Below are 23767 nucleotides of genomic sequence, written 5' to 3'. Positions count from 1 at the left end.
CCTCATGTGTTGCTGGTGCCCCACTCGTCGTTCCCCACCTTGCCGTCGTTCTGGCCGCGTTCGCGCAGCGCCTGGACCTTGTCGGCGACGGCGGGCGGCAGGCGGTCGCCCACCTTGTCGCCCACCACGTGGGCGGCCTTGCCGGCCACCTGCCGCCCGGTCTGGGCGGCCGACTCGGCGGCGTTGCGCACGGCCGGGTTCTCGGTGATGTCCTTGGCGGACCTCTTCAACTGCTCGTAGCGCTCGCGTCCGGCTCGTGTGCCGATGACGTAACCGAGGGCGAGTCCCATGACGAACGTCAGCTTGTATCGCATGGCCACCACCTTCCCTGGAGAGCCTCACTGATGCATGGCCGGTGCGTACCGGTGCGCTTCGCCGGTGCCCGCGGCGATACCGATTGGCGGAGCACCCCCCTGCTTGCGCTAATGTATGTGTCGCAGCGAGCGCACGCCGCCCGGGAAGGCCCGAGGTGCAACCGTTCGGTGCAACGCAGCAATCCCCTGTAGCTCAATTGGCAGAGCAGCCGGCTGTTAACCGGCAGGTTACTGGTTCGAGTCCAGTCGGGGGAGCGCGGTCCCCTGTAGCTCAATTGGCAGAGCATTCGGCTGTTAACCGGAGGGTTGCTGGTTCGAGTCCAGCCGGGGGAGCGGAACGGAGAAGGACCCTTCGGGGTCCTTTTTCGCGTCTCCGGGAACCGCGCGGAGCCCCGCGGGGTCTTCATGGTCGAGCAGAGCCGATCACCCGGAGCAGGAGATCGTATGAGCGGCTATGCTGCGGCAGACGGCGCGCACACATGTACGCGCCTCACCGTACGGGGCGGTAGCTCAGCCGGTTAGAGCAGCGGACTCATAATCCGTCGGCCGTGGGTTCGAGTCCCACCCGCCCCACCACCGGTCCGTGGTCGCAGGAAGGATTCCCCTGCGCCACGGGCTTTTCCGTTCCCACGGTGCCCCCCGTCCGGCCCGGGTTTTCGCAGTGACACGCCGGGGTCACCCGGATGCCCCTTCTCCGGCGGCCCGCACGGCGCGGAGCCCCGGTGCGCGGCACCGGGGCTCCGCGCGTTCCGCGCGGGGGAGGGCGTGGTTACTCGACGACCAGCTCGACCTCGATGTTGCCGCGGGTGGCCTTGGAGTACGGGCAGAAGGCGTGGGTCTTCTTCAGGAGGGCCAGGCCCGCCTCGCCCTGGAGGTGGTCGGGGAACTCGGCGCGCATGACGACCGAGAGGCCGAAGCCGTCGTCGGCGGGGTCCTTGCCGATGGAGACCTCGGCGGTGATCGACGCGTCCGAGACGTCGATCTTCTCCTGGCGGGCGATCACGCCCATCGCGCTGGCGAAGCAGGCCGCGTACCCGGCGGCGAAGAGCTGCTCGGGGTTGGTGCCCTCCCCGTTGCCGCCGAGGGCCTGGGGGTGGGCGAGCGGGAGGTCGAGCCGGCCGTCGGAGCTGATGGCCCGGCCCTCGCGGCCGTTGGCGGTGGCGACGGCGGTGTAGATCGCGTCCATGGTTCTTCCGTCCTGTCCTGGGGTGCGCTGGCCCTCTATTTGTAGCGCGTCATTGAGTTGTGCGCAACTCAATGACGCGTGAAGGGGTCTCGCGTACCCTGGGGGCATGGAGACGCCCGACACCCTTCCCGATCTCTCCGATCCCTCCGGTCTTCCCGGCGAGGACCTCCTCCGCCTCGACCAGCAGATCTGCTTCTCGCTGCACGCGGCGGCCCGCGCCTTCAACGGCGTCTACCGCGAGGCCCTCAAGGGGCTCGGACTCACCTACCCCCAGTACCTCGTGATGCTCGTGCTCTGGGAGCACCGCGAGCTGTCCGTGAAGGGGATAGGCGAGCGGGTGCGGCTCGACTCGGGGACCCTGTCGCCGCTGCTCAAGCGGCTCGAAGCCGCCGGATACGTCGAGCGGCGGCGCAGCGCCGAGGACGAACGGTCCGTCACCGTGCGCCTCACGGAGGCCGGGGCCGGGCTGCGGGAGGACGCCCTCGGCGTGCCGCGCCGGATCGCCGCCGCCACCGGCCTCGGCCTCGGGGACCTCCACGACCTGCGCGAACGGCTCGACGCGCTGACCGCCCGGCTCGCCGCCACCGACCCCGGGGGCCTCTCCGGCCGCGCCTGAGGAGCCCCGGGGCCTCTCCGGCCGCGTTTGAGGAACCCCGGGGCCTCTCCGGCCGCGTCTGAGGAGCCCCGGGGCCTCTCCGGGTGCGCCCGGGGTTCCCCGGCCGCGTTCAGTGCCGCCGGGCCAGTCCCGCCCGCGCGTGGTTCAGGCCCAGGAGCACGCACACGTCCGTCAGGAGCGGCACGTGGTAGGCGAGCGGCCGGGGTCCCGCCTGGTCCGGGCGCGAGGTGAAACCGCCGTCCGGCCGCTGCCGTTCCAGGAGGTGCCGCGCCGCCCGTGCGGTGGCCCGCCGGGCGCCCGGCGCCCGGGCCACGGCGATCAGCGCGTACGCCGTACTGATCGGATCGGACGGGTCCCGCGGGACGTGTCCCCAGCCGCCGTCCCCGTTCTGGGTGTCGAGCAGCCGTGCCACCGCCCGCCGCCGGGCCCGCGCGGACCCGGCGGCCAGGGGATGGCCGGGCGCCGCGGCGCGGAAGGAGTCGTGGGCGAGGACGGCGCGGAAGAGGGCGTTGCTCTCGTTGAGGCTCCAGCTCCGCTCGCACGGCCCGGCGGCCTCCTGGCGGGCCGCGAGGAACCGGACGGCCGCCCCGACCGCCGGGCGGTGCGCGGGTTCGGGCGCCAGGGCGTTCACCGCCGCCGCCGTTATCGCCAGCTCCGACGCCGTGCCCGGTTCGAAGGTGGGGAAGCCGCCGTCCCCGCCCTGCCGGGCCAGCAGGTACCGCTCGCCGGCCGCCACCCCGGCCCCGTGCCGTTCCGGCGCCGCCGCCCGCAGGAACTCCACGCAGTAGGCGGTGTCGTCCACGTCGCTCTGCCCGACGCCCTGCCCGAAGCCCCAGCCCCCGTCCGGGTTCTGGTGCCGCGCCAGGGACGACGCGAGCCTCCGCAGGACGGGCGCGGGCGCTCCCGCCCCGGCCAGGGCGAGGCCGCCGGTCGCCGTCGCGAACACGTCCATGCCCGTGAGGAACGGCAGCCCGCCGTCCTCGGTCAGCGCCTCCCGCACCTCCGCCGCCCGCGCCCGGACGGCCGCCGCGTACCGGGGCCGCAGCCGCAGCGCGAGCAGGGCGAGGAGCCGGGCGAGGTGGTTGCCGTACGGCGGAGGGCCGGGCAGCGCGCAGGGTTCGAGGACCCGCCAGTCCTCCTCGGTGACGAGCCGGGGGGAACGCGTGCCGAAGGCGTGGAGGACCTTCAGGGCGGCCATCTCCGTGATCAGCCAGCGCTGCTGGCCGCGCGCCTCGAAGAGGGGGGCGGGGGAGGGGAGCCGGGGGAAGGAGTGGGCGCCCAGCTCCGCCAGGACCGTCCGGAACATCAGGCGCTTGCGTCCGGCGGTGAAGTGGTCGAAGCCGCCGAGCAGCCGGGCCAGCGCCTCCCGCCCGTCCGCGTACTCGCCGAGGGCCGCGCGGGCCGCCGCCTCCTGCACGGGGTCGGGGGCGCCCTCGTCCAGGGCGGTCTTCAGGTGGCGGCGGAGCCGTTCCTGCGCGTCCGGGTCCACGTCCGTGACCGTGAGCAGCCGCAGGGCCAGGGCGGTTTCCAGGACCCGGCCGTCGCACGGGGCCCGCAGCAGTCCGTCCGGTCCGGCGGCGGCGAGCAGACGGGTGGCGAGCCGGGTCCGGGCGCGGTCGAGCCGGTCCGTCCCCGGGGGCCGCGGGGGGCCGGGGACGGCGAGGGAGGCACCGGGTAAGGGGGGCGCGCAGTGCGTCATGGGGAGGGGTGTCCTTCGCGGGGGCGTGCGGATGGGGGAGGGGAGGGGGGGGAGGCGGGGCGGGACCGGTGGGGCGGGAGGGGTGTCGTGCGGCCTCCGCGCCCGCCGGGGGCGGCCGTCCGGCACGGCCGCCGGTGGGACGACGGGACGGCGGACTCGCGCCGAGCCGGTCCCGCGAGGGTCCGGCGGGTCCGCCGGAGCCGGCCCGGGTCCGCGCGGTCCGTACCCCGGGGCGCGGACCGGGGCGCGGACCGGGAGGCGGACGCCGTGCGGACCGTCCCGGCGGGGCCGGGCGCCTCAGGCGGTCCGGTTCCTCCCGGGACCTCCGGACGGCTGCCGCCCGGCCCCGGGGAACCGTGCGGCGCGTCCGTTCGGAGGAGCGTACGAGAGGGGGCGCACGAGAGAAGAGCGTGCGCTGGGGGCGTACGACTCCGGGACGCGCGCGCTCATGTCCGCCGGTGGAGACGCGTAACCCCCGTTCGGGTGACCGGCGTTCCGTCGCCGGGCAGGGGTGTCGCCCGGGAGGAGAGGCCGGTCAGGGGTGTTCCGGAGGCCTGTGCGGCGCTCCCGTGAAGGAGTGCCGGAGGCGCGCCGGGAGTAACGCGTCGTGCTCGCATGATGACGAATCGTAAACCCCGTGGAGATCTTCACTCTCCACTCGCGCCCCTCCCGGGTCACCTCCCGAACCCCCGGACGAATCCGCCGTTCGATCCCTGCTGGGCGTGTCCGGTCCCGGGGCTCCGCCCCCTCGCCTCCCGGTCGGAAAAATGTAAGGAGTCAGCTGCCTGTCCGCCCCTATACTCGCTCCATGTCCGACATCACCATCCGGCGCGCCGCCGCCGACGACTCCCGGCGGCTCACCCGGCTGGTACGGGGCTCCCGGGCCTACCGGGGGGACTACGCCCTCATGGTCGAGGGGTACCAGGTCGGCGGTTCGTACATCGAGCACCATTCCGTCTACGTCGCCGCGGACGGGGAGGGACGCGTCCTCGGGTTCTACGCGCTGCTCGTCGACGAGGCGGAACTCGACCTCGCGTTCGTCGCCGACGCCGCCCAGGGGCTCGGGATCGGAAGGCTCCTCATGGAGCACATGACCGAACGGGCCAGGGCCGCCGGGCTGGGCTCCGTGAAGGTCGTCGCGCACCCGCCCGCCGAGGAGTTCTACCTGCGCACCGGCGCCGTCCGCACCGGAACCGTCCCGCCCTCCGGCCGCGTCCACTGGGAGCGCCCCGAACTGCGCTACGACGTCGCGTGACCGCCACCGACGAGCGCCGGCGGGAACGGCGACGGGTCCTCGCCGACCTCACCCCGCTGCGCACCTCCGCGCACTTCCGCCGCCTCTGGTTCGGGAACACCGTCTCCTGGGTCGGCCAGGGCATGACCGCCCTCGCCATCTCCCTCCAGGTGTACGACATCACCCGCTCGCCCTTCTCCGTCGGGCTCGTCGGCCTCTTCTCCCTCGTCCCGCTCGTCGTCTTCGGCCTGTACGGCGGCGCCGTCGCCGACACCGTCGACCGACGCAGGCTCGGCCTCGCCGGCGCCGCGGGCTCCGCCGCGCTCTCCGTGTCCCTGGCCGCCGCCGCGTTCGCCGGCTTCCACCGCGTCTGGTTCCTGTACGGGGTCGTCGCCCTCCAGGCCGTGTGCGCCGCGCTCAACGCGCCCGCCCGCAGCGCGATGATCCCCCGGCTCCTGCCGCCCGAGCAGCTGCCCGCCGCCAACGCGCTGAACTCGATGGTCACCACCTTCGGCACCCTCGTCGGCCCCAGCCTCGGCGGACTGATCGTCGGGTTCGCCGGCTACCAGACCGCCTACCTCGTCGACGCCGTCGCCTTCACCGCGAGCCTGTACGCGATGTGGCGGCTGCCGTCGATGCTCCCGGACCGCCGGGAGACCAGGCGCGCCTCGGTCCTCGACGGGCTGCGCTTCCTCGCCACCCGCCCCAACCTGCGCATGACGTTCTTCTCGGACTTCTGCGCGATGATCCTCGCCCACCCCCGCGCCCTGTTCCCGGCCGTCGCCGTCCTCTGGTACGGAGGCGACGCGAAGACCACCGGACTCCTCGTCGCCGCGCCCGCGTGCGGGGCGCTCCTCGGCGGGGTCCTGTCCGGCTGGCAGGGCCGCGTCCGGCACCACGGCCGGGCGATCCTGCTCGCGGTCGCCTGCTGGGGCACCGCCATCGCCGTCTTCGGACTGACCCGGAACCTCTGGCTCGGGCTGCTGTTCCTCGCCCTCGCCGGGTACTCCGACACCGTCTCGATGATCTTCCGGAACACGATGATGCAGGTCGCGGCCCCGGACGAGATGCGCGGCCGGCTCCAGGGCGTCTTCATCGCGGTCGTCGCGGGCGGACCCCGGCTCGGGGACTTCCTCGCGGGCGCGGTGGCGGACCTGACCTCCCCGGCCGTCGCCGTCACCGGCGGCGGGATCGCCTGCGTCGTCGCCGTCGGACTGCTCGCCCTGTACGGGCGCGGGTTCCGCCGCTACGACGCCCTCGCCCCGACCCCGTGAGCGGCTTCCCCGGCCCCTCCGGCGGGCCGCGCGGTCAGCGGGCCCCCGGCAGTGCCTTCTTCAGGACCTTGCCCAGGTCGTTGCGCGGGAGGGCGTCCAGGTAGCGCACCGTCCGGGGCCGCTTGTGCGGGGCGAGGAGCCCGGCCACGTGGTCCGCCAGCTCCGCCCCGCCGGGCGGCCGCGCCGCGTCGGCGGGCACCACCCAGGCCACGATCCGCTCGCCCAGGTCCGGGTCGGGCTCGCCGGTGACGGCCGCCTCCCGCACCCCCGGGTGGTCGAGCAGCGCGTTCTCGATCTCGCCCGCCCCGATCTTGTAGCCGCCGCTCTTGATCAGGTCGGTCGCCTTGCGGCCCACCAGGCGGACCGTCCCGTCGGACTCCCGCACGGCCATGTCGCCGGTGCGGAACCAGTCGCCGTCGAAGGCCGCCGCCGTCGCCTCCGGCCGGTTCAGGTAGCCCGAGAAGAGGTTCGGGCCGCGCACCTGCACCTCGCCCACCGTCTCCCCGTCGTGCGCGCCGAGCACCGAGCCGTCCTCGTCCACGAGGCGCAGGTCCACGCCCGGCAGCGGGGTCCCGACCGTCCCCGGCCGGGGCCTCCCGCCCGGCCGGACGCTGGTGATCATGAGCGTCTCGGTCATCCCGTACCGCTCCACGACCGTCCGGCCCGTCGCCGCCGCGATCCGCTCGTGGTCGTGGACCGGGAGCGCCGCCGAACCCGACACGAGGAGCCGCGCCCCGGCGAGCGCCCGGGCCGGCGCCCCGCCGTGGACGAGCGCGTCCGCGAGCCGGTGGTACATGGTCGGCACGCCGAACAGCATCGTGCCCCCGGTCTCCAGCTCCCGCACCGCGCCCTCCACCGAGAACGCGCCCAGGTGCCGGACCTCGCCGCCCCGCCGCAGCGGGCCCAGGACGCCGAGGACGAGCCCGTGCACGTGGAACAGCGGCAGCGCGTGCACGAGGACGTCGTCGGCCGTCCACGCCCAGGTCTCGGCCAGCGCGTCGAGGGAGGCGGCGACCGCCCGGCGGGAGAGCACGACCCCCTTCGGCGGGCCCGTGGTGCCGGAGGTGTAGACGATCAGGGCGGGGGACCCGGGGTCGGTCCCGCCGCCGGACGTGGACACGGACACGGACACGGACGCCGCCGGGGCCGGGGCCTCCGTCGTCACGTCGAGCCGGGGCAGGTCCGCGAGCGCCGCCGGCGGCTCGTCCCCCGCGCCCGCGAGGAGCAGGGCGGGCTCGCTGTCCGTGAGGATGTGCGCCAGCTCCCGCTCCCCGACGCGCGGGTTGAGCGGTACGGCGGGCACGCCCGCGAGCAGCGCCGCCACCACCGCCACCGCCGTCCCGGCGGTCGGCGTGGCCCAGACGGCCACCCGCCGGACCCCGGCGATCCGGGCGGCCAGGGAGGAGGCGGCCCGGGCCAGTTCCCCGTACGTCAGCGTTCCGGCCGTCGCGGGGTCCGCGCCGAAACGCAGCGCGGGCCGGCCGGAACCGTCTCTCAGGGCGGGGAAGAACGTACTCACCGGTCGTGCTCCTCGGGTCGCGGTCGGGACGGGAACTGCCGGAAGGCATTCTGCCGGGACCGGGGACCGGGGACGGGGGACGGGGGGAGGGGGCGGGGGCGGGACCGGGGACGTGGATGTGACCGGGGGTGGGACCACGCCCGGGGACAGGACTGGGGCGGGACTGGAGACGGGGACGGGACCGCAGGCTTGGCCGGAGCCGGAGCCGGAGCCGGAGCCGGAGCCGGAGCCGGAGCCGGACCGGAGCCGGAGGTGTGACGTCGGGACGGGACCGGGACGCGGAGACCGGACGGGACCGGGACGCGGAGCCCGGCGCGCGGACGTGCTCCGTACGGGGGCCTCAGGGCCAGGTCACCACGGCCGGCGGGGTCCCGTCGTCCTCGGTCCGCAGCCGTACGCCCTCGTCCCCGGCCGACACCTCGACGGTGATGGCGCCGATCCCGGGCCGCCGGTGCGCCGCCGCGAGCGCGCCGCGCAGGGCGGCGAGGAGCTTTCCGGCCGTCCCGTCGTCCACTAGGGCGTCCACCGCGCCGGAGAAGCGCACGGACGGCTGGAAGCCGAGCAGGGCCGCGGCCCCGCCGGTCTCGCGCAGCACCCGTCCCCGGAAGGACGCCGGTGCGTCGGCGGGCGGCTGCTGGAGCGCGAAGATGGCCGTGCGGACCTCCCGGATCGTGGAGTCCAGCTCGTCCACCGCCCGGCTCAGCACCTCGTCCTCCTCGGAGGAGCCCGCCGCCCGCCGCCGGGTCGACTCCAGCATCATCTCCGTGGCGAACAGCCGCTGGACGACCAGGTCGTGCAGGTCCCGGGCGATCCGGTCCCGGTCCTCGTACACCGCGAGGCGCTCCCGGTCGTGCCGCGCGTCCGCGAGGACGAGCGCGAGCGCCGCCTGCGAGGCGAACTGCGAGGCGAGGAGCCGGTCCGCCGCCGAGTACGGCTGGCCGCCGCGCCGCCGGGGGAGGGCGAGGGTGCCGATGAGTTCCCCGCCGCTCCGCAGCGGCAGCATCATCGACGGGCCGAAACGGGACCGGACGGGGGTGGTCATCCGCGGGTCGGTCGCCGAGTCCTCGACGAAGACGGGTTCGCCGCCGAGGAGCTGGACGAGGACGGGGGAGCCGGGCTCGATCGTCGTGCCGATCAGGTCGCCCGGGTCGTCCGGGGTCGAGGCGGCGACGATCTCCATCCCGCCCTCCGGGGTGGGCTGGAGCACCACCCCGGCCGAGGCGCCGGCGAGGACGCGCGCCTGCTCGGCCACGGTCGTCAGGGCGTTCTCGGCGGACGCGCCGGTGAGCAGGGCCGTGGTCACGGCGGCCGCGCCCTCGATCCAGCGCTCCCGCTGCCGGGCCGTCTCGTACAGGCGGGCGTTGGCGATGGCGATCCCGGCCTGCGAGGCGAGGGCCCGGAGCAGGACCCGGTCCTCCTCGGTGAAGCCGCCCGCGCGCTTCTCCACGAGGTACAGGTGGCCGAAGACCTGGGAGTGGACCCGGATCGGAATGCTCAGGGAGGCACGCCCCTCCTGGGTCCCGCCCGATCCGCCGGGTCCGTCCGGTCCGCCGGGCCCGTCCGTCCCGTCCGGCCCGTCCGGTCCGTCGGGGCCATCGGGTCCGCCGGGGCCCTCGGGGAGGCGGTCGACGCGCCGCCGCTCCTCCTCCGTCATGCCCGTGGTGAAGAGTTCGGTGAGCCGGTGGCGCTCGGGGTCGAGGACCACGAGCGCTCCCCGGCGGGCGCCGGTCAGTCCGGTGGCGGCGTCGACGATGTGCTGGAGCGTGGCACCCAGTTCGAGGTCCGTGCCGATGCCGAGGACCGCTTCGAGCAGCATGGGCAGACGGAGCGGACCGAGCGCGTCCTCGTCCGGACCCGCGGGGTAACCCTCGCCCCGGCCCTCATCCATGATCGTCATGGCCTCATTGTCGTACGCGTCGGTGGCTTCCGGCGGTTCGTGTACACCCGTACCGGCGACCGTTCCGTACCGGCGGACGCCCGGACCGGCGACCGTCCCGGGTCCGGAGGCGCCGGGTCCGGGGGTGCCGCGTCCGGGGGCGCCGGGGCCGCGGGGTCCGGGGCTCACTCCGCGTCGGCGGTCGCCCCGTCGAAGTCGAAGGTGTCCCGGACCTCCAGCGGGTCCAGGACCATCGGCTGGACCTTGCCCTCCAGCATGGCGCCCAGGCCCAGGGCCGCGCACACGTCGGGCCGCTCCGCGATCCGCACGGGCATCCCGGTCGCCTCGCGGACCATCTGGTCGAACCCCGGCAGCAGGGCGGAGCCGCCGACCATCGTCACCCCGCAGTCCGCGAGGTCGGCCACCAGATCCGGCGGGCAGTCCCGCAGCACCTTGCCGATGGCGTCGAGGATCGCCGTCAGCGGGGCGTGGAGGGCCTCCCGCACGGCGGCGGTCTCCACCGTCACCGAACGGGCCAGGCCCGTGGCGACGTCCCGGCCGTGGATCTCGGTGCGGGCGGGGCCGTCGTCCGTCAGGCCGTTGCCGCTGAGGGCCAGTTGCAGCGGGCGCACCGACTGGCTCGGCAGCATCAGCTCGTGGTGGTGGCGCAGGTGCTGGATGACGGCGCGGTCGATGGCGTCGCCGCCGATCGGGATGCGCTCCGCCGTGACGATCGAGCCCAGCGAGAGCACCGCGATCTGCGTGGTCGCCGCCCCGCAGACCATGATCATGGTCGCGGTCGGCTGTTCGACGGGCAGCCCGCAGCCCACGGCCGCCGCGATCAGGGTGTCCACCAGCTCGACCCGGCGCGCCCCGAGACCGACCAGCGTCTCCACCGTGGCGCGCTGCGCCAGCGGGTCGCTGTCGTGCGGGGTGCACGCGGCCGCGCGCAGCCGGGGCTTGCGGCGCAGCTGGCGGCGCAGCTTCTCGCCGAGGAGGTGACGGAGCATCCGCTGCGCCATCTCGATGTCGACGACCGTGCCGCCGGAGACCGGGCGCACGACCCGGATGTAGTCGGGGGTGCGGCCGGTCATCTTCTCGGCCAGCGCGCCGACGGCGATCAGCGCGCCGGTGCGGGTGTTGACGGCGGCGACGCTCGGCTCGTCGACGACGAGTCCGGCGCCCTTGACGAAGACCCGGGTGCGGGCGGCACCCAGGTCGACGGCGACATGGCAACGACGCAGCTGCTCCAGGCTGACGGTCATGGCGGATCCTCCGGAGTGCGGTGCTGGCACGGGCGAGGTGGTGCACGGTCCTGTTCGCATCGTCCGGCCGTCCGGGCCGCGGCGCGCGCTGGGATGCGCCGCCCGGGGCCCCGGGGCTCCCGGGGAAACGTTCCGGAGGCGATCCTTCCCGAAGCGGGAGAATCGCGACGCACCGCCTCCGACCTGCGGGTTCCTCACACAATCCTCACCTCCGTGCCTACCTGACGCCGTATCGGCCCGCATAGTCTGCGGACTCCATGGACTACTGCCACGCGTGCCGACGGCATCTCAACGGGGCCCTCGCCTGCGCCGGGTGCGGAACCCCCGCCGAGGAACTCGGGTACGGGGCTCCCCCCGCCCCGGTCCACCTCCGGGACCCGGCCGCCGAATCCGGGCACGTCTACGAACTGGACCCGGTCGAACCGGCGCGCCCGGCCGCCGGCGGTCGCCGCGCCGCGCGCAGGGGAAGGCGGTCACGGGGGCGCGCGGCCCTGGCGGGGACGACGGGCCTGGTGCTCGCGGCCGGTGTGCTGGGGCTGGCCTGGCCCGCTCTGGAGGAGTCGCGGTCCGGGGGCGCCGCCACGGCCGTCGAGGAACTGGAGGTCACCGGGACCCCGCTGCCGACCGCACCCGCCGGGAGCACCGGGCCCCCGGACGGTCCGGCCCCGGTCACGGACGCGCCGGATCCCGGGCCCACCCCCTCCCGCAGGGCCGGCGCGGACTCCGGTGCGGAACCGGGGGCCGGGCCGGGCACGGGACCGGCCACCGGAAGCGGCCCGGACACCGGCGGCGACGCCGGAACCGGACCGGGCTCCGGAGCCGGCCCGGAGCAGGGGGACGGACACGGCCCCACCCGCTCCCCGGCGGTCACCGCCCCGCCCTCTCCGTCCTCCGCCGCCCCGTCCGCGACGGCGAGCGCCCCGGTGCCCTCCGTCACCGGGGCGCCGGGCCCGCCCGCGTCCACGTCCCCGGCCGCCGGTCCCGGACCGGGCGTCCCCCCGTCGCCGACGGTGACGCCCTCGCCGAAACCGACGCCGACCTGCACCCGTTTCCTCTGGTGGTGCGTGTAGCCGGAGCGGCGGGCGCGGGGCGTGACCGTTACGCCGGGGCCTCGCCCAGCATCCGCTTCAGCAGGTCCCGCAGCAGCGCCCGCTCGACGTCGGTCAGCTCCCCGAGCGGCTCGCGCGCGAAGTCGAGCGACTCGCGCAACCGGCGGGCGGTGGCCCGGCCCTCGTCCGTGGGGGCGGCCAGCTTGACCCGGCGGTCGTCCGGGGCGGCCCGGCGCTCCACGAGGCCGCGCGCCTCCAGCCGGTCGACTATCCCGGTGACGTTGGACGGCTCGCACTTCAGTTTCTGGGCGATGCGGCGCATCGGCAGCGGTTCGAGGGAGAGCAGACCGAGGACGCGGGCCTGGGCGCCGGTCAGCGAGTGCTCCGCGGCCACCTGCTCGTACTCCTCGTGGTAGCGCGCCACGACCGTGCCGATCAGCTCGACGACTTCGAGGGTGAGGGGGTCCGTGCGTGAGGTGGCCATGGGGGACATCCTACCCGGATGCTTGACAACATGAAATATCAAGAGGCATGGTTGTTTCAGGCAGTGAATCTTTTTCGAACTGAAGCTTCCTGGAGGCCGCACCATGACCGCTCTTCCCGCTTCCAGCCGCGAGTGGCACCTCGTCGCCCGTCCGCACGGCTGGCCCGCCCCCGCGGACTTCGCCCTGCGCGAGGCCCCGGTGGCCGAGCCCGCCGAGGGACGCATCCTCGTGCGCAACCTGCACTTCTCCGTCGACCCGTACATGCGCGGCCGCATGAACGACGTGAAGTCGTACGTCCCGCCGTTCAAGCTCGACCACCCCATGGACGGCGGCGCGGTCGGTGAGGTCGTCGCCTCCAACGCCGAGGGCTTCGCCGTCGGCGACCACGTGCTGCACGGCCTCGGCTGGCGCGAGTACGCCGACGTGCCCGCCCAGCGCGCGACCAGGGTCGACCCGGACCTCGCCCCCCTCTCCGCCTACCTCGGCGTGCTCGGCATGACCGGCCTCACCGCCTACGCCGGCCTCTTCGAGGTCGCCTCCTTCAAGGAGGGCGACGCCGTCTTCGTCTCCGGCGCGGCCGGTGCCGTGGGCAGCCAGGTCGGCCAGATGGCCCGCCTCAAGGGCGCCTCCCGGGTCATCGGCTCGGCCGGTTCCGAGGAGAAGGTCAAGTGGCTGATCGAGGAGCTGGGCTTCGACGCCGCCTTCAACTACAAGGACGGCCCGGTCAGGGACCAGCTCCGCGAGGCCGCCCCGGACGGCATCGACGTGTACTTCGACAACGTCGGCGGGGAGCACCTCGAAGCCGCGATCTCCTCGTTCAACGTGCACGGCCGCGCCACCATCTGCGGCATGATCGCCCAGTACAACGACACCGAGCCGACGCCCGGCCCGCGCAACATGGCGCTGATCATCGGCAAGCGGCTGCGCCTCCAGGGCATGCTGGTCGGCGACCACTACGACCTCCAGGAGCAGTTCGTCCAGGAGGTCGGCGGCTGGCTCTCCACCGGCGAGCTGAAGCACCGCGAGACCTTCGTCGAGGGCATCGAGAACGGCGTGGACGCCTTCCTCGGAGTGCTGCGCGGGGAGAACACCGGAAAGATGATCGTCTCGGTGTGACCGGTGCGACCCGCTAGGCTTCCCCCAGCCGTCGCGATCGTGGGCGCGAGTCGCGGCGAACCGCAGAAGGAAGTACCCGGCATGTCCATCCAGCAGTCAGACGTCCTCTACACCGCAGTCGCCACCGCCGAGAACGGCAGGGACGGGCGCGTCGCCACCGACGACGGCAGGCTCGACGTCGTCGTCAACCCGCCCAAGGCCATGGGCGGCTCCGGCGAGGGAACCAACCCGGAGCAGCTCTTCGCGGCGGGCTACAGCGCCTGCTTCCAGGGCGCCCTCGGAGTGGTCGCCCGCGAGGAGAACGCCGACGTCTCCGGCTCGACGGTCACCGCCGAGGTCGGCATCGGCAAGAACGACGACGGCTTCGGCATCATCGTCAGGATCTCGGCCACCGTCCCGAACGTGGACGCCGAGACCGCCAGGAGCCTGATCGAGAAGGCCCACCAGGTCTGCCCGTACTCCAAGGCGACCCGGGGCAACATCACGGTCGAACTCGCCGTCTGATCCCGGACGCGCGACGGCGCGCGAGGGCCGCACCCCGCCGACCGGGGTGCGGCCCTCGCCGCTCCCGGCTCGCGCGCGGCCCCCGTCCCGCGCGCTTCCGGTCCTCCCCGGCCCGGTTCGCGCCGCCCCCGGCTCGCGTCGCTCCCGGTCCGCGCGCTCCCGGCCCGCCCCGGCCCGCCCCACCCCGGTTCTCGCTCCCCGGCCTGGGCTGCTCCCCGGTCCGTGCGCTTCCGGTCCACCTCGCCCCCGGTCCTCCCCGGCCCGGTTCGCGCCGCCCCCGATCTCCCTCCCCGGCCCGGTTCGCGCCGCCCCCGATCTCCCTCCCCGGCCCGGTTCGCGCCGCCCCCGATCTCCCTCCCCGGCCCGGGGCCGACTCCTCCCGGCCCGCCTCGTCGCCGGGGGCCCTGCCTCCCGCTTTCCCTCCCGCTTTCCCTCCCCCTCCCCCTCCTCCCGCCTTCCGTCTTCCGTCCCCCCCCGTCCCGCGCGGGACGGGAGGAACCGGGCCGGGCCGGGACCGGCCGATAGGGTGAACCCATGCGTGATCTCGGGGCGGGTTTCGGATACCTGATAAAGGGCCAGAAGTGGGTCGGCAGGCACGGACGGTGGTTCGGGTTCGGGCTGCTGCCCGGACTCGTGACGCTCGTCCTCTACGCGGGCGCCCTCGTCGGACTCGGCTACGGCGCGGACGACCTGGCCGTCTGGGCGACCCCGTTCGCCGACGACTGGTCCTCCCCCTGGATCGACGTCCTCCGGGGCACCCTGACGGCGCTGGTCTTCGTCTTCGGGCTCTTCCTCGCCGTCATCACCTTCACCGCCGTCACGCTCCTCGTCGGCCAGCCCTTCTACGAGTCGCTCTCCGAGGCGGTCGACCGCGGTGAGGGCGGCGAGGTGCCCGAGTCCGGGCTCCCGCTCTGGCGCGAACTGTGGATCTCGGCCCGGGACAGCGTGCGCATCCTGGTGCGGGTCGCGTTCTACGGAATCCTGCTCTTCGCCTGCGGCTTCATCCCGGTGGTCGGCCAGACCGTCGTCCCCGTCATCGGCTTCTGCGTCTCCGGCTTCTTCCTCACCCAGGAGCTGGTCTCCGTGGCGCTCCAGCGCCGGGGCGTCGGCCTCAAGGAACGGCTGGGGCTGCTGCGCGGCCGCCGGATGGCCACGCTCGGCTTCGGCGTCCCGCTGACCCTCGCCTTCCTCGTGCCCTTCGTCGCCGTTCTCCTGATGCCCGGAGCCGTCGCCGGTGCCACCCTCATGGCCCGTGACCTGAGGGGTGAGGGCCCGGCCGGGAAGCGGGACGGCGAGGGCGAGGGGGAGGACGGCCGCGGGAACGGCCCGGAGGGCGGCAACCTTCCTCCGTCCGGCGGCGACCAGGGGGTGCACCACCTCCCCCACTGACGAAGGAGCACCATGCCCTCGCACCAGCGGAAGACGGGCCGCCGCCGCGCCCTCGTCGGCGGCCTGAGCGCCCTCGGCGTCACCGCCGCCGCCCTCGTCGCCGGCATCCAGCTCGCCCCGGCGGGCGCCGCCCCGGCGGCCGGAACCCCGGCCACCGCGACCGCCGCCGGGGTCCCGTCCCGCGCGGTCACGAAGCCGGCCGCCTGGCCCCGGGCCAAGGGCGACAGGCCGGTCGCCGCGACCGTCCGGGTCACGGGCGTGTACGACGGCGGGCTCAAGCGCTTCCGCGGCACCGGCGCGCTCGGCTCGGACGGCCAGGACGAGAGCCAGAAGCCCGTCTTCGTCCTCGCGGACGGCGCGGTCCTCAAGAACGTGATCATCGGCACCCCCGCCGCCGACGGCGTCCACTGCCTGGGCAGCTGCACCCTCCAGAACGTCTGGTGGGAGAACGTCGGCGAGGACGCCGCCACCTTCAAGGGCACCTCGGCGAAGTCCGTGTACGCCGTGCGCGGCGGCGGCGCCAGGAGCGCCTCCGACAAGGTCTTCCAGTTCAACGGGGCGGGCAAGCTGGTCGTGAGCGGGTTCCAGGTCTCCGACTTCGGCAAGCTCGTCCGCTCCTGCGGCAACTGCCGGAAGCAGTACGCCCGCGCGATCATCGTCAACGACGTCGACGTCACGGCCCCCGGGAAGGCGATCGTCGGCGTCAACGCCAACTACGGCGACACCGCCGCCCTGCGGAACGTCCGCGTCCACGGCGACGCCAGGAAGAAGATCGAGCCGTGCGTCCGCTTCACCGGCAACAGCACCGGCGAGGAGCCCGAGCGGACCGGCATCGGACCGGACGGCACCACCTGCCGCTACTCGGCCGGGGACCTCTCCCACGAGTGAGCCCGGAGGGCCGTACGGCCGCACCCGGTCCCGTCAGTCCTCGCCGGAGCCGCCGAGGACCGGGTGCAGTTCGGGCCGGGACTCCCACCACTCCCGGTGGAAGGCGTTGGTGCCGACGTCCGCCAGGTACGCCTCCGCCGCCGCCCGGTAGAGCAGTTCGGCCTGCCGGGCGGAGAGCGCCGCCCGGTTCCAGGCCAGCCTGATCCGCCCGCTGACCGGATCGCCCTCCAGGGGCCGCAGCACCGTCCCCTCGGCCGGCGGCGCCGTCGGCTGGCTCAGCGAGACCCCCCGGCCCGCCGCGATCAGGTCGTAGCGCATCTTGCGGTCGCTCACCCGGTGCCACGGCAGGGGCGTGAACCCGGCCCGCGCGCAGGCCGCGAACAGTGCCTCCGGCCCGCCGTCGTCGTCCTCCACCAGCGACATCCAGGACTCGTCCGCCAGCTCGGCCAGGGCGATCCGCTCCTTGCCGGCCAGCCGGTGACCGGCCGAGAGGCGCACGCAGAACGGCTCCCGGGGGATCAGCGTCCGGGCCGTGACGCCCTCCGGCAGCGGCACCTCGTGGTCGTTGACCTCCCCGTACAGGACGGCGTCGTACCGGCCCGCGCCCAGCTGCCGGGTCAGCGTGGTCACCGAGTGCTCCACGGTCACCACGATCTCCCGCCCCGCCAGGACCTCCTCGGGCCGTTCCATCAGCCGGTTCACCAGGACCAGGAAGATGCAGCCGAGCCGCAGCGGGCCGTCCGCCGCGACGGCCCGTGCCCCGGCCGTGAGCGCGTCCATCTCGCCGAGCACCAGGCGCGCCTTGGTGAGGACGAACTCGCCCAGCGGCGTGGGCTCCACGCCGCCGGGCCCGCGCAGGAACAACTCGCCGCCCGCCACCCGCTCGATCCGCCGCAGCTGCGCCGAGAGCGCCGGCTGCGAGACCCCGAGCCGCACCGCCGCACGCCCCAGACTGCCCGCCTCCGCTATCCGGCAGACAGCTTCCAGATGCCTCAACTCCAACTGCATTTCAGCAGCGTACGCAGCGCCGTACGGCCGCACCATAACCCGCGTCTTATGCCCGGTGGGATGTCCCGGACCAGGCATGTACACGCTCATACTCGGCGCGACGATCCGTCTCCCCCACCTCCGAACGGAGCAGGCGTGCATCCTTCAAGACTCACGGCGGCCGTGGCCGCGCTGGCACTCTCGGCGAGCCTCGCGACCGCCCTCGCCGGGACCGCCGCCGCGGCCCCGCAGGACCGGCCCGCACCGCCCCCCGGCCAGGGCCGGTCCCTCGCCCTGGCCGCCGCCGACACCGCGGCGGCCGGCGGCCTCGACGAGCTGCGGCACGGTGCCGACGAAGACCTCGTCCGCACCTCCGTCACCCCCTGGGCGAACGGCCTGTACTACGCCGCCTACGAGCGCACCTACAAGGGGCTGCCGGTCGCCGGCGGCGGTGACGCGGTCGTCCTCACCGACTCCACGGGCGCGGTCCGCGAGGTCACCGGCGACAGGACTCCCGCGATCTCCCTCGCCACCACCACCGCCCGGGTCCCCGCCGGCGCGGCCCTCGCCACCGCCAGGAAGCAGCTCGCCTCCGTCGAGTCCGCCGGCGCGCCCGAGCTGACCGTGCTCCTGAAGGACGGTGGGGCCGTGCTCACCTGGCACACCCTGGTCGTCGGCCGGACCGCGAAGGGCGCGCCCAGTTCCCTCGACACGTACGTCGACGCCCGCACCGGGGCCGTCGCGCGGTCCACCGAGAAGATCCTGCACGCCGAAGGGCGCGGCTACCACAACGGCAACGTCACCATCGACACCGCCGCGAACTCCATGACCGACACCACCCGCGGCTCCTTCAAGTGCGGCGGCCAGAACGGCAGCGCCTACACCGGCACCCCGCCGTGGGGCAACAACGGCGCCAACGACCTGGTGACCGCCTGCGTCGACATCATGTACGCGGCGCAGAAGGAACACTCCATGCTCAAGGAGTGGTTCGGCTACAACGGCCAGAACGGGCAGGGCGGCATGGTCCCGGCCCGTGCCGGGCTGACCGACGTCAACGCGTACTACGACGGCACGAAGACCACCTACGGCCGCAACCAGAACGGCACCAACCAGCTCACCGGCATCGACGTGGTGGCCCACGAGTACGGCCACGAGATCTTCGACCGGACCCCGGGCAGCGCCGGCTCCTCCAACGAGAACGGCGGCCTCAACGAGTCCACCGGCGACATCTTCGGCGCGCTCACCGAGCACTACGCCAACAACCCCAACGACACCCCGGACTACACGGTCGGCGAGAAGCTGAACTTCACCGGCAACAACCAGCCGATCCGCAACATGTACAACCCGTCGCTCATCGGCAACAACCCCAACTGCTACACCCAGCTCAGCTCGGGCACCGAGGTGCACGCGGCGGCCGGCCCGCAGAACCACTGGTTCTACCTGCTCGCCGAGGGCTCCAACCCGGGCGGGGGCAAGCCCAGCAGCCCCATATGTTCCGGCGGCCCCTCCTCGGTGACCGGCGTCGGCATCCAGAAGGCCGGCAAGATCTTCATGGGCGCCCTGCTGATGAAGACCTCCTCCTGGAACCACCTCGCCGCCCGCAGGGCGACCCTGACCAGCGCCAAGAACACCTACGGCAGCGTCGAGTGCAACGCGGTCAAGGCCGCCTGGAACGCGATCGGCGTCCCCGCCCAGTCCGGCGAGACCGACTGCGGCGGCACCACCGCCCCGGACTTCACGCTCTCCCTCGACCCGGCCTCGGGCGCGGTCCAGCCGGGTGAGGCCGTCAGTTCCACGGTCACCACCGGCACCGTCGGCGGCACCGCGCAGACCGTCCAGCTGTCCGCGAGCGGCGCCCCGAGCGGCGTCACCGTCTCCTTCAGCCCCTCCTCGGTCACCTCCGGCGAGTCCGCCAAGATGTCCGTGGAGGTCGCGGCGGGCACCGCCGACGGCACGTACCCGATCACCGTCACCGGCAAGGGCTCCACCACCCACACCGTCACCTACCGGCTGACGGTCGGCTCGACGACCCCGCCCACCGGCTGCGACGCCGCCGAGCACACCTACCGGGGCAGCCTGACGTCCGGCGGGACCGCGATCCAGCCCGACGGCTCGTACTACTACTCGGCGTCGTCCGGCACCCACACGGGCTGCCTGCGCGGACCGGCGGGCCAGGACTACGACCTGTACCTGCAGAAGTGGAACGGGTACGGCTGGACCGACGTGGCGGTCGGCGGCACGGAGACCGCCGACGAGAACACCAGCTACTACGGCACCGCGGGCTACTACCGGTACGTGGTCCACGCGTACAGCGGCTCCGGCGCGTACACGCTGGGCCTGAGCGCTCCGTAGCGGGCCGGGGGTCCCGTCACGGGGTCCCGCGCCGGGCGGCCGACCCGACGGCCGCCCGGCGTCCGCGCGCCCGGCCCTTCCCGGGGATCAGCCGACCCCGGCGAGGACGAAGCCCGGCCGGTCCGGGCCCGCGTCCGCGATCCGTTCCCCGTCCGGCCCCCACGCCCCGGCGCGGCCCTGGCCCACCCCGTCCTCGTTGGGTCCCAGGACGTTGCCGAGCACCACGTACAGGCCGAAGTCCCGGGCCCGCGCCGGATACACCGTCGTGAACGAGTCGTCGCCGGCGGAGAGCACCGAACTCGCCAGGTACACCGAGCAGCCGTCGGCCGCCGCCCGCCCGGCCGTTCCGGGGAAGCGGTTGTCGTAGCAGGTGGCCGTCGCGAACCGGACCCCGTCGAGCGCGAACCGCCCGTCCGCCGTCCCCGGCGCGAAGACCTCCCGCTCGATCCCGTACAGGTGCCGCTTGTCGTAGCGGGCGAGGAGTCCGCCGTCCGGGCCGATCACCAGCGAGGTGATCCCGGTCCGGCCGTCCGCCGTCCGCACCGGCCCGTTGACCACGGCCGCCGCCGACACCGCCCGGCACGCCTCCCGCACGGGTGCGAGCCGGGGGTCGTCCTCGGTGAGGACCAGGCCGGGGGAGTCCCGTATCAGGGTGGGCTCGTACCCGCTGAGGCAGAGTTCGGCGAAGACGACGACGCGGGCCCCCGCCTCCCCGGCCGCCCGGACCAGACCGGCGACGGTCCGGGCGTTGGCGTCGACGTCCCCGGCGGCCGGGGCGAACTGGGTGGCTGCGACGATCATGGCCCCCATCATCCCGTCCGCGGGCCGCGCGGGCTACGAGGAGGCCGCGCCGCCGTGCAGCAGCCGCACGAAGTCCCGGAAGGCGCCCGGCATGTCGACCGCCGACGGGTCCAGGAGCCACTGGTACTGGAGGCCGTCCATCACGGCGGTGAGCAGCGGCGCCGCCCGTTCCGGGGTCAGGCCGCCCGGCAGCCGGTCGCCGAACTCCAGGCGCAGCACCTCCGCCATGTGCCCCCGCACCTGGGCGTACCGCTCGGTGAAGAACGCGCGCGCGGGATGGCCGTCCGTGACGCTCTCGCCGAGCAGGGCGGAGAAGGTCTGCACGATCCCGGGACGCATGGCGTTGTACTCCACGAGGGAGTCGAGCAGGTCGAGCCGCCAGCCCTCGCGTCCCGGACCGCCGCTCGTGTCCCAGTGGTCCCGCTCCTCCAGGACCGCGACGAGCAGGGACTCCTTCGACGGGAAGTGGTGCAGCAGGCCCTGCTGCGTCAGCCCGACGCGCTCGGCGACGGAGCTGAGCGAGGCGCCCCGGTAACCGCGCTCGGCGATCACTTCGAGGGCCGCCCGCACGATGTCCGCGCGCCGCTCCTCGCTCCTGGTCCGCGCCATCGCGGGGTCCTCCTTCCGCGGGTCCGTCCGGACAGGACCGTACCCCTTCCGCGTCCGCCTCCCCACGCGTGGATAACGGAAAGGTGACATCGCCTACCTCGTCACAGGTGAAAGGGTGCAGGATGGGGTCACCGGTGCGTCGACGAGGAGGTACGGCCATGACGGAGACCCGTGCGGAGTCCGTGAGGGAGGCGGCCGTCGAGGCGGCGCTCGGCAGGCTCGGCCCGGACGCCAAGACCCGGCTGCTCTCCGGCCGGGACATGTGGTCCCTGCCCGCCCTCCCGGAGATCGGCCTGGCCTCCCTGGTCATGTCGGACGGGCCGGTCGGCGTGCGGGGCGTCCGCTGGACCGCCGACGACCCCTCCGTGGCCCTGCCCTCCCCGACCGCCCTGGCCGCCGCCTGGGACCCCGCGCTCGCCCGCCGGGCCGGCCGGCTCCTCGCCCAGGAGGCCCGCCGCAAGGGCGTCCACGTCCTCCTCGCGCCCACCGTCAACCTCCACCGCAGCCCCCTCGGCGGCCGCCACTTCGAGGCCTACAGCGAGGACCCCCTGCTCACCGGGGCCATCGGCACCGGCTACGTCCTGGGCGTCCAGGACGGCGGGGTCGGCACCACCGTCAAGCACTTCGTCGCCAACGACGCCGAGACCGACCGCTTCACCGTCGACAACCGCGTCGCCCCCCGCCCGCTCCGCGAGCTCTACCTCGCCCCCTTCGAGGCCATCGTCGAGAACGCCCGCCCCTGGGGCGTCATGACCGCCTACAACCGGGTCAACGGCACGACCATGACCGAGCACCACGAGCTGGTGAACGGGGTCCTGCGCGGCGAGTGGGGCTTCGACGGCCTCAACGTCTCCGACTGGATGGCCGCCCGCTCCACCGCCGCCTGCCTCCGGGGCGGCCTCGACGTCGCCATGCCCGGTCCGGTCACCGTCTACGGCGAGGCCCTGGCCGCCGCCGTCCGCGCCGGCGAGGTCGAGGAGTCCGCCGTCGACGCCGCCGTGCGCAACGTCCTGCGGCTCGCCGCCCGCGTCGGCGCCCTCGAAGGCGCCCCGCCGGCCGTGACCGAACCCCCCGCCCCGGTCGACGGCGACGCCCTCGCCCGGGAGATCGCCCGCCGCGGCACCGTCCTCGTGCGGAACGAGAACGGCGTCCTGCCCCTCGCCGCCGGGACCACCGTCGCCCTGTCCGGCGCCGCCGCCCGCGACGCCCGGATTCTCGGCGGCGGCTCCGCCCAGGTCTTCCCCGGCCACGTGGTCTCCTCGCTCGACGGCCTCGCCGCCGCCCTCCCCGAGGGGGCCCTGACCTACGCGGTCGGCGCCGACCCCAGCGACGAACCCGCCCCCGCCGGAGCGGGCTTCACCCTCCGCGCCCGCTGCCGGGACGCCGCCGGGAACCTGCTGGGCGAGACCTCCCTGCCCGGCGGGCAGGTCCAGTGGATCGGCGGAGACCTGCCCGACGGGGTCACCCACGAGGCGCTGGCCTCCGTCGAGATCACCGGCACCTTCACCCCGCGCGAGAGCGGCGAGCACTCCTTCGGCACCCGGGGTCTCGGCGCCTTCGTCCTCACCGTCGCCGGCGAGACCGTCTTCGACGGCGTGCAGGCCATGGGCGACGAGACCGACCCCTTCGAGGCCTTCTTCGGCTCCCCGGTCGAACGCGGCCGGGTCGCGCTCACCGCGGGCGAGACCGTCGGCGTCTCCCTGCGCCACACCCTCGACAAGGGCTTCGAGACCCCGCTGCCGGCCGTCGCGTTCTCCCTCGTCCACCTCGGTCCGCGCCGTGACCCCGACGAACTGATCGCCGAAGCCGTCGAGGCCGCCCGCGCCGCCGACACCGCCGTCGTGGTCGTCGCCACCACCGAGCGCGTCGAGTCCGAGGGCTTCGACCGGAAGGACCTCGCCCTTCCCGGCCGCCAGGACGACCTCGTACGGGCGGTCGCCGCCGCCAACCCGAACACCGTGGTCGTCGTCAACGCCGGCGCCCCGGTCGAACTGCCCTGGCGCGACGAGGTGGCCGCGATCCTGCTGGGCTGGTTCCCCGGCCAGGAGGGCGGCGCCGCCCTCGCGGACGTCCTCACCGGCGCCGGGGAGCCCGGCGGCCGCCTCCCCACCACCTGGCCCGCCGCCCTCGCCGACGCCCCCGTCACCACGACCGCCCCCACCGACGGCGAACTCCCCTACGACGAGGGCGTCTTCATCGGCTACCGCGCCTGGGACCGGGCCGGCGCCGTCCCCGCGTACCCCTTCGGCCACGGCCTCGGCTACACCGACTGGTCGTACGACTCCCTGGTCGCGGGTCCCGCCGCCGCCACCGTCCGGCTCACCAACACCGGCGGCCGGCCCGGCCGCGAGACCGTCCAGATCTACCTGGCGCCGCGCCACGACACCGCCGCCCGCCCCCGCCGCTGGCTCGCCGGCTTCGCGAGCGTCGAAGCGGCCCCCGGCGAGACCGTCGAGACCACGATCGCGCTGCCCCGCCGCGCCTTCGAGATCTGGGACGAGGAGAAGCGCGACTGGACCCTCGTCCCCGGGGCATACGAGGTGGGAGCGGCGCACTCCCTCGACGACGTGCGTCTGACCGCCACGCTGGAGATCTGACCCCGGC

20 protein-coding genes and 3 tRNA genes are annotated in these 23767 nt (G+C 74.6%); 13 read left to right on the top strand and 10 right to left on the bottom strand.

Annotated features, from left to right (window positions below; all coding sequences use genetic code 11):
• Nucleotides 1–2: 2 nt before the first annotated feature.
• The gene (locus ACZ3IL_RS07080) at nt 3–314 is read right to left on the bottom strand and encodes a YtxH domain-containing protein (protein ID WP_467387446.1); all 312 of its coding nucleotides are present in this window, start codon (nt 312–314) and stop codon (nt 3–5) included.
• Nucleotides 315–496: 182 nt separating this feature from the next.
• On the opposite strand from ACZ3IL_RS07080, the gene ACZ3IL_RS07075 reads away from it, so the two are divergent.
• The 3 genes from ACZ3IL_RS07075 (at nt 497) to ACZ3IL_RS07065 (ending at nt 890) form a co-directional block, all read left to right on the top strand.
• A tRNA-Asn gene (locus ACZ3IL_RS07075) sits at nt 497–569 on the top strand.
• Between the two features lie 5 nt (nt 570–574).
• Nucleotides 575–647, top strand: a tRNA-Asn gene (locus ACZ3IL_RS07070).
• A gap of 166 nt (nt 648–813) precedes the next feature.
• Nucleotides 814–890: transfer RNA gene (locus ACZ3IL_RS07065), tRNA-Ile, on the top strand.
• A 193-nt stretch (nt 891–1083) separates the two neighbouring features.
• Here ACZ3IL_RS07065 and ACZ3IL_RS07060 read toward each other — a convergent pair.
• Nucleotides 1084–1500 carry an organic hydroperoxide resistance protein gene (locus ACZ3IL_RS07060; RefSeq protein WP_467387444.1) on the bottom strand — a complete coding sequence of 139 codons (417 nt, stop codon included), beginning with the start codon at nt 1498–1500 and terminating at the stop codon, nt 1084–1086.
• A 106-nt stretch (nt 1501–1606) separates the two neighbouring features.
• Between ACZ3IL_RS07060 and ACZ3IL_RS07055 the strand changes: the two genes are divergently transcribed.
• Nucleotides 1607–2116: a MarR family winged helix-turn-helix transcriptional regulator gene (locus ACZ3IL_RS07055; protein WP_467387442.1), complete on the top strand. Its 510-nt coding sequence runs from the start codon at nt 1607–1609 to the stop codon at nt 2114–2116.
• Between the two features lie 109 nt (nt 2117–2225).
• Here ACZ3IL_RS07055 and ACZ3IL_RS07050 read toward each other — a convergent pair whose 3' ends face one another.
• Nucleotides 2226–3815 carry a prenyltransferase/squalene oxidase repeat-containing protein gene (locus tag ACZ3IL_RS07050; protein WP_467387440.1) on the bottom strand — a complete coding sequence of 530 codons (1590 nt, stop codon included), beginning with the start codon at nt 3813–3815 and terminating at the stop codon, nt 2226–2228.
• Between the two features lie 808 nt (nt 3816–4623).
• Here ACZ3IL_RS07050 and ACZ3IL_RS07045 point away from each other — a divergent pair.
• Nucleotides 4624–5070 carry a GNAT family N-acetyltransferase gene (locus ACZ3IL_RS07045; RefSeq protein ID WP_467387438.1) on the top strand — a complete coding sequence of 149 codons (447 nt, stop codon included), beginning with the start codon at nt 4624–4626 and terminating at the stop codon, nt 5068–5070.
• Nucleotides 5067–6323, top strand: coding sequence for an MFS transporter (locus ACZ3IL_RS07040; RefSeq protein WP_467387436.1), 1257 nt, complete (start codon nt 5067–5069; stop codon nt 6321–6323). Before ACZ3IL_RS07045 ends, ACZ3IL_RS07040 begins: the two co-directional genes overlap by 4 nt.
• Nucleotides 6324–6357: 34 nt before the next feature.
• On the opposite strand, the gene ACZ3IL_RS07035 is transcribed toward ACZ3IL_RS07040, so the two are convergent.
• From ACZ3IL_RS07035 to mreB, 3 genes are all read right to left on the bottom strand, one after another.
• Nucleotides 6358–7842 (bottom strand): acyl-CoA synthetase, encoded by a 1485-nt coding sequence (locus ACZ3IL_RS07035; RefSeq protein ID WP_467387434.1) that lies wholly within the window; start codon nt 7840–7842, stop codon nt 6358–6360.
• Nucleotides 7843–8182: 340 nt separating this feature from the next.
• Nucleotides 8183–9739 (bottom strand): GAF domain-containing protein, encoded by a 1557-nt coding sequence (locus ACZ3IL_RS07030; RefSeq protein ID WP_467387432.1) that lies wholly within the window; start codon nt 9737–9739, stop codon nt 8183–8185.
• Nucleotides 9740–9903: 164 nt separating this feature from the next.
• Nucleotides 9904–10983, bottom strand: coding sequence for a rod shape-determining protein MreB (gene mreB / locus ACZ3IL_RS07025; protein ID WP_467387430.1), 1080 nt, complete (start codon nt 10981–10983; stop codon nt 9904–9906).
• 257 nt (nt 10984–11240) lie between these two features.
• Between mreB and ACZ3IL_RS07020 the strand changes: the two genes are divergently transcribed.
• On the top strand, nt 11241–12053 hold the full coding sequence (locus tag ACZ3IL_RS07020; RefSeq protein WP_467387428.1) for an SCO2400 family protein: 813 nt from the start codon (nt 11241–11243) through the stop codon (nt 12051–12053).
• Nucleotides 12054–12081: 28 nt separating this feature from the next.
• On the opposite strand, the gene ACZ3IL_RS07015 is transcribed toward ACZ3IL_RS07020, so the two are convergent.
• Complete coding sequence (locus ACZ3IL_RS07015; RefSeq protein WP_467387426.1) at nt 12082–12516, bottom strand: MarR family winged helix-turn-helix transcriptional regulator; 435 nt, start codon at nt 12514–12516, stop codon at nt 12082–12084.
• Nucleotides 12517–12619: 103 nt separating this feature from the next.
• Here ACZ3IL_RS07015 and ACZ3IL_RS07010 point away from each other — a divergent pair, with 103 nt between their 5' ends.
• The 4 genes from ACZ3IL_RS07010 (at nt 12620) to ACZ3IL_RS06995 (ending at nt 16414) form a co-directional block, all read left to right on the top strand.
• On the top strand, nt 12620–13633 hold the full coding sequence (locus tag ACZ3IL_RS07010; RefSeq protein ID WP_467387424.1) for an NADP-dependent oxidoreductase: 1014 nt from the start codon (nt 12620–12622) through the stop codon (nt 13631–13633).
• Between the two features lie 81 nt (nt 13634–13714).
• Complete coding sequence (locus ACZ3IL_RS07005) at nt 13715–14137, top strand: organic hydroperoxide resistance protein (RefSeq protein WP_467387422.1); 423 nt, start codon at nt 13715–13717, stop codon at nt 14135–14137.
• A gap of 534 nt (nt 14138–14671) precedes the next feature.
• Entirely contained in the window at nt 14672–15526 is an 855-nt protein-coding gene (locus ACZ3IL_RS07000; RefSeq protein WP_467387420.1) for an EI24 domain-containing protein, read from the top strand.
• 12 nt (nt 15527–15538) lie between these two features.
• Entirely contained in the window at nt 15539–16414 is an 876-nt protein-coding gene (locus tag ACZ3IL_RS06995) for a pectate lyase (RefSeq protein ID WP_467387418.1), read from the top strand.
• Nucleotides 16415–16447: 33 nt separating this feature from the next.
• Here ACZ3IL_RS06995 and ACZ3IL_RS06990 read toward each other — a convergent pair whose 3' ends face one another.
• A complete protein-coding gene (locus tag ACZ3IL_RS06990) occupies nt 16448–17422 on the bottom strand; it encodes a LysR family transcriptional regulator (protein ID WP_467387416.1) in 975 nt (324 codons plus the stop codon).
• Nucleotides 17423–17557: 135 nt separating this feature from the next.
• Here ACZ3IL_RS06990 and ACZ3IL_RS06985 point away from each other — a divergent pair, with 135 nt between their 5' ends.
• Complete coding sequence (locus ACZ3IL_RS06985) at nt 17558–19753, top strand: M4 family metallopeptidase (RefSeq protein ID WP_467387414.1); 2196 nt, start codon at nt 17558–17560, stop codon at nt 19751–19753.
• An 87-nt stretch (nt 19754–19840) separates the two neighbouring features.
• On the opposite strand, the gene ACZ3IL_RS06980 is transcribed toward ACZ3IL_RS06985, so the two are convergent.
• Both ACZ3IL_RS06980 and ACZ3IL_RS06975 read right to left on the bottom strand, forming a co-directional pair.
• Nucleotides 19841–20554, bottom strand: coding sequence for a carbon-nitrogen hydrolase family protein (locus ACZ3IL_RS06980; RefSeq protein ID WP_467387412.1), 714 nt, complete (start codon nt 20552–20554; stop codon nt 19841–19843).
• Between the two features lie 33 nt (nt 20555–20587).
• On the bottom strand, nt 20588–21163 hold the full coding sequence (locus ACZ3IL_RS06975; protein WP_467387410.1) for a TetR/AcrR family transcriptional regulator: 576 nt from the start codon (nt 21161–21163) through the stop codon (nt 20588–20590).
• A 158-nt stretch (nt 21164–21321) separates the two neighbouring features.
• Here ACZ3IL_RS06975 and ACZ3IL_RS06970 point away from each other — a divergent pair, with 158 nt between their 5' ends.
• Nucleotides 21322–23760 (top strand): glycoside hydrolase family 3 protein, encoded by a 2439-nt coding sequence (locus tag ACZ3IL_RS06970; RefSeq protein WP_467387408.1) that lies wholly within the window; start codon nt 21322–21324, stop codon nt 23758–23760.
• Nucleotides 23761–23767 lie beyond the last annotated feature (7 nt).

The sequence above is a fragment of the Streptomyces sp. NPDC014907 genome (genome assembly GCF_055562975.1).
Note: the sequence above shows the minus strand (reverse complement) of the source record. Positions and strands in the feature narration are given on the sequence as shown.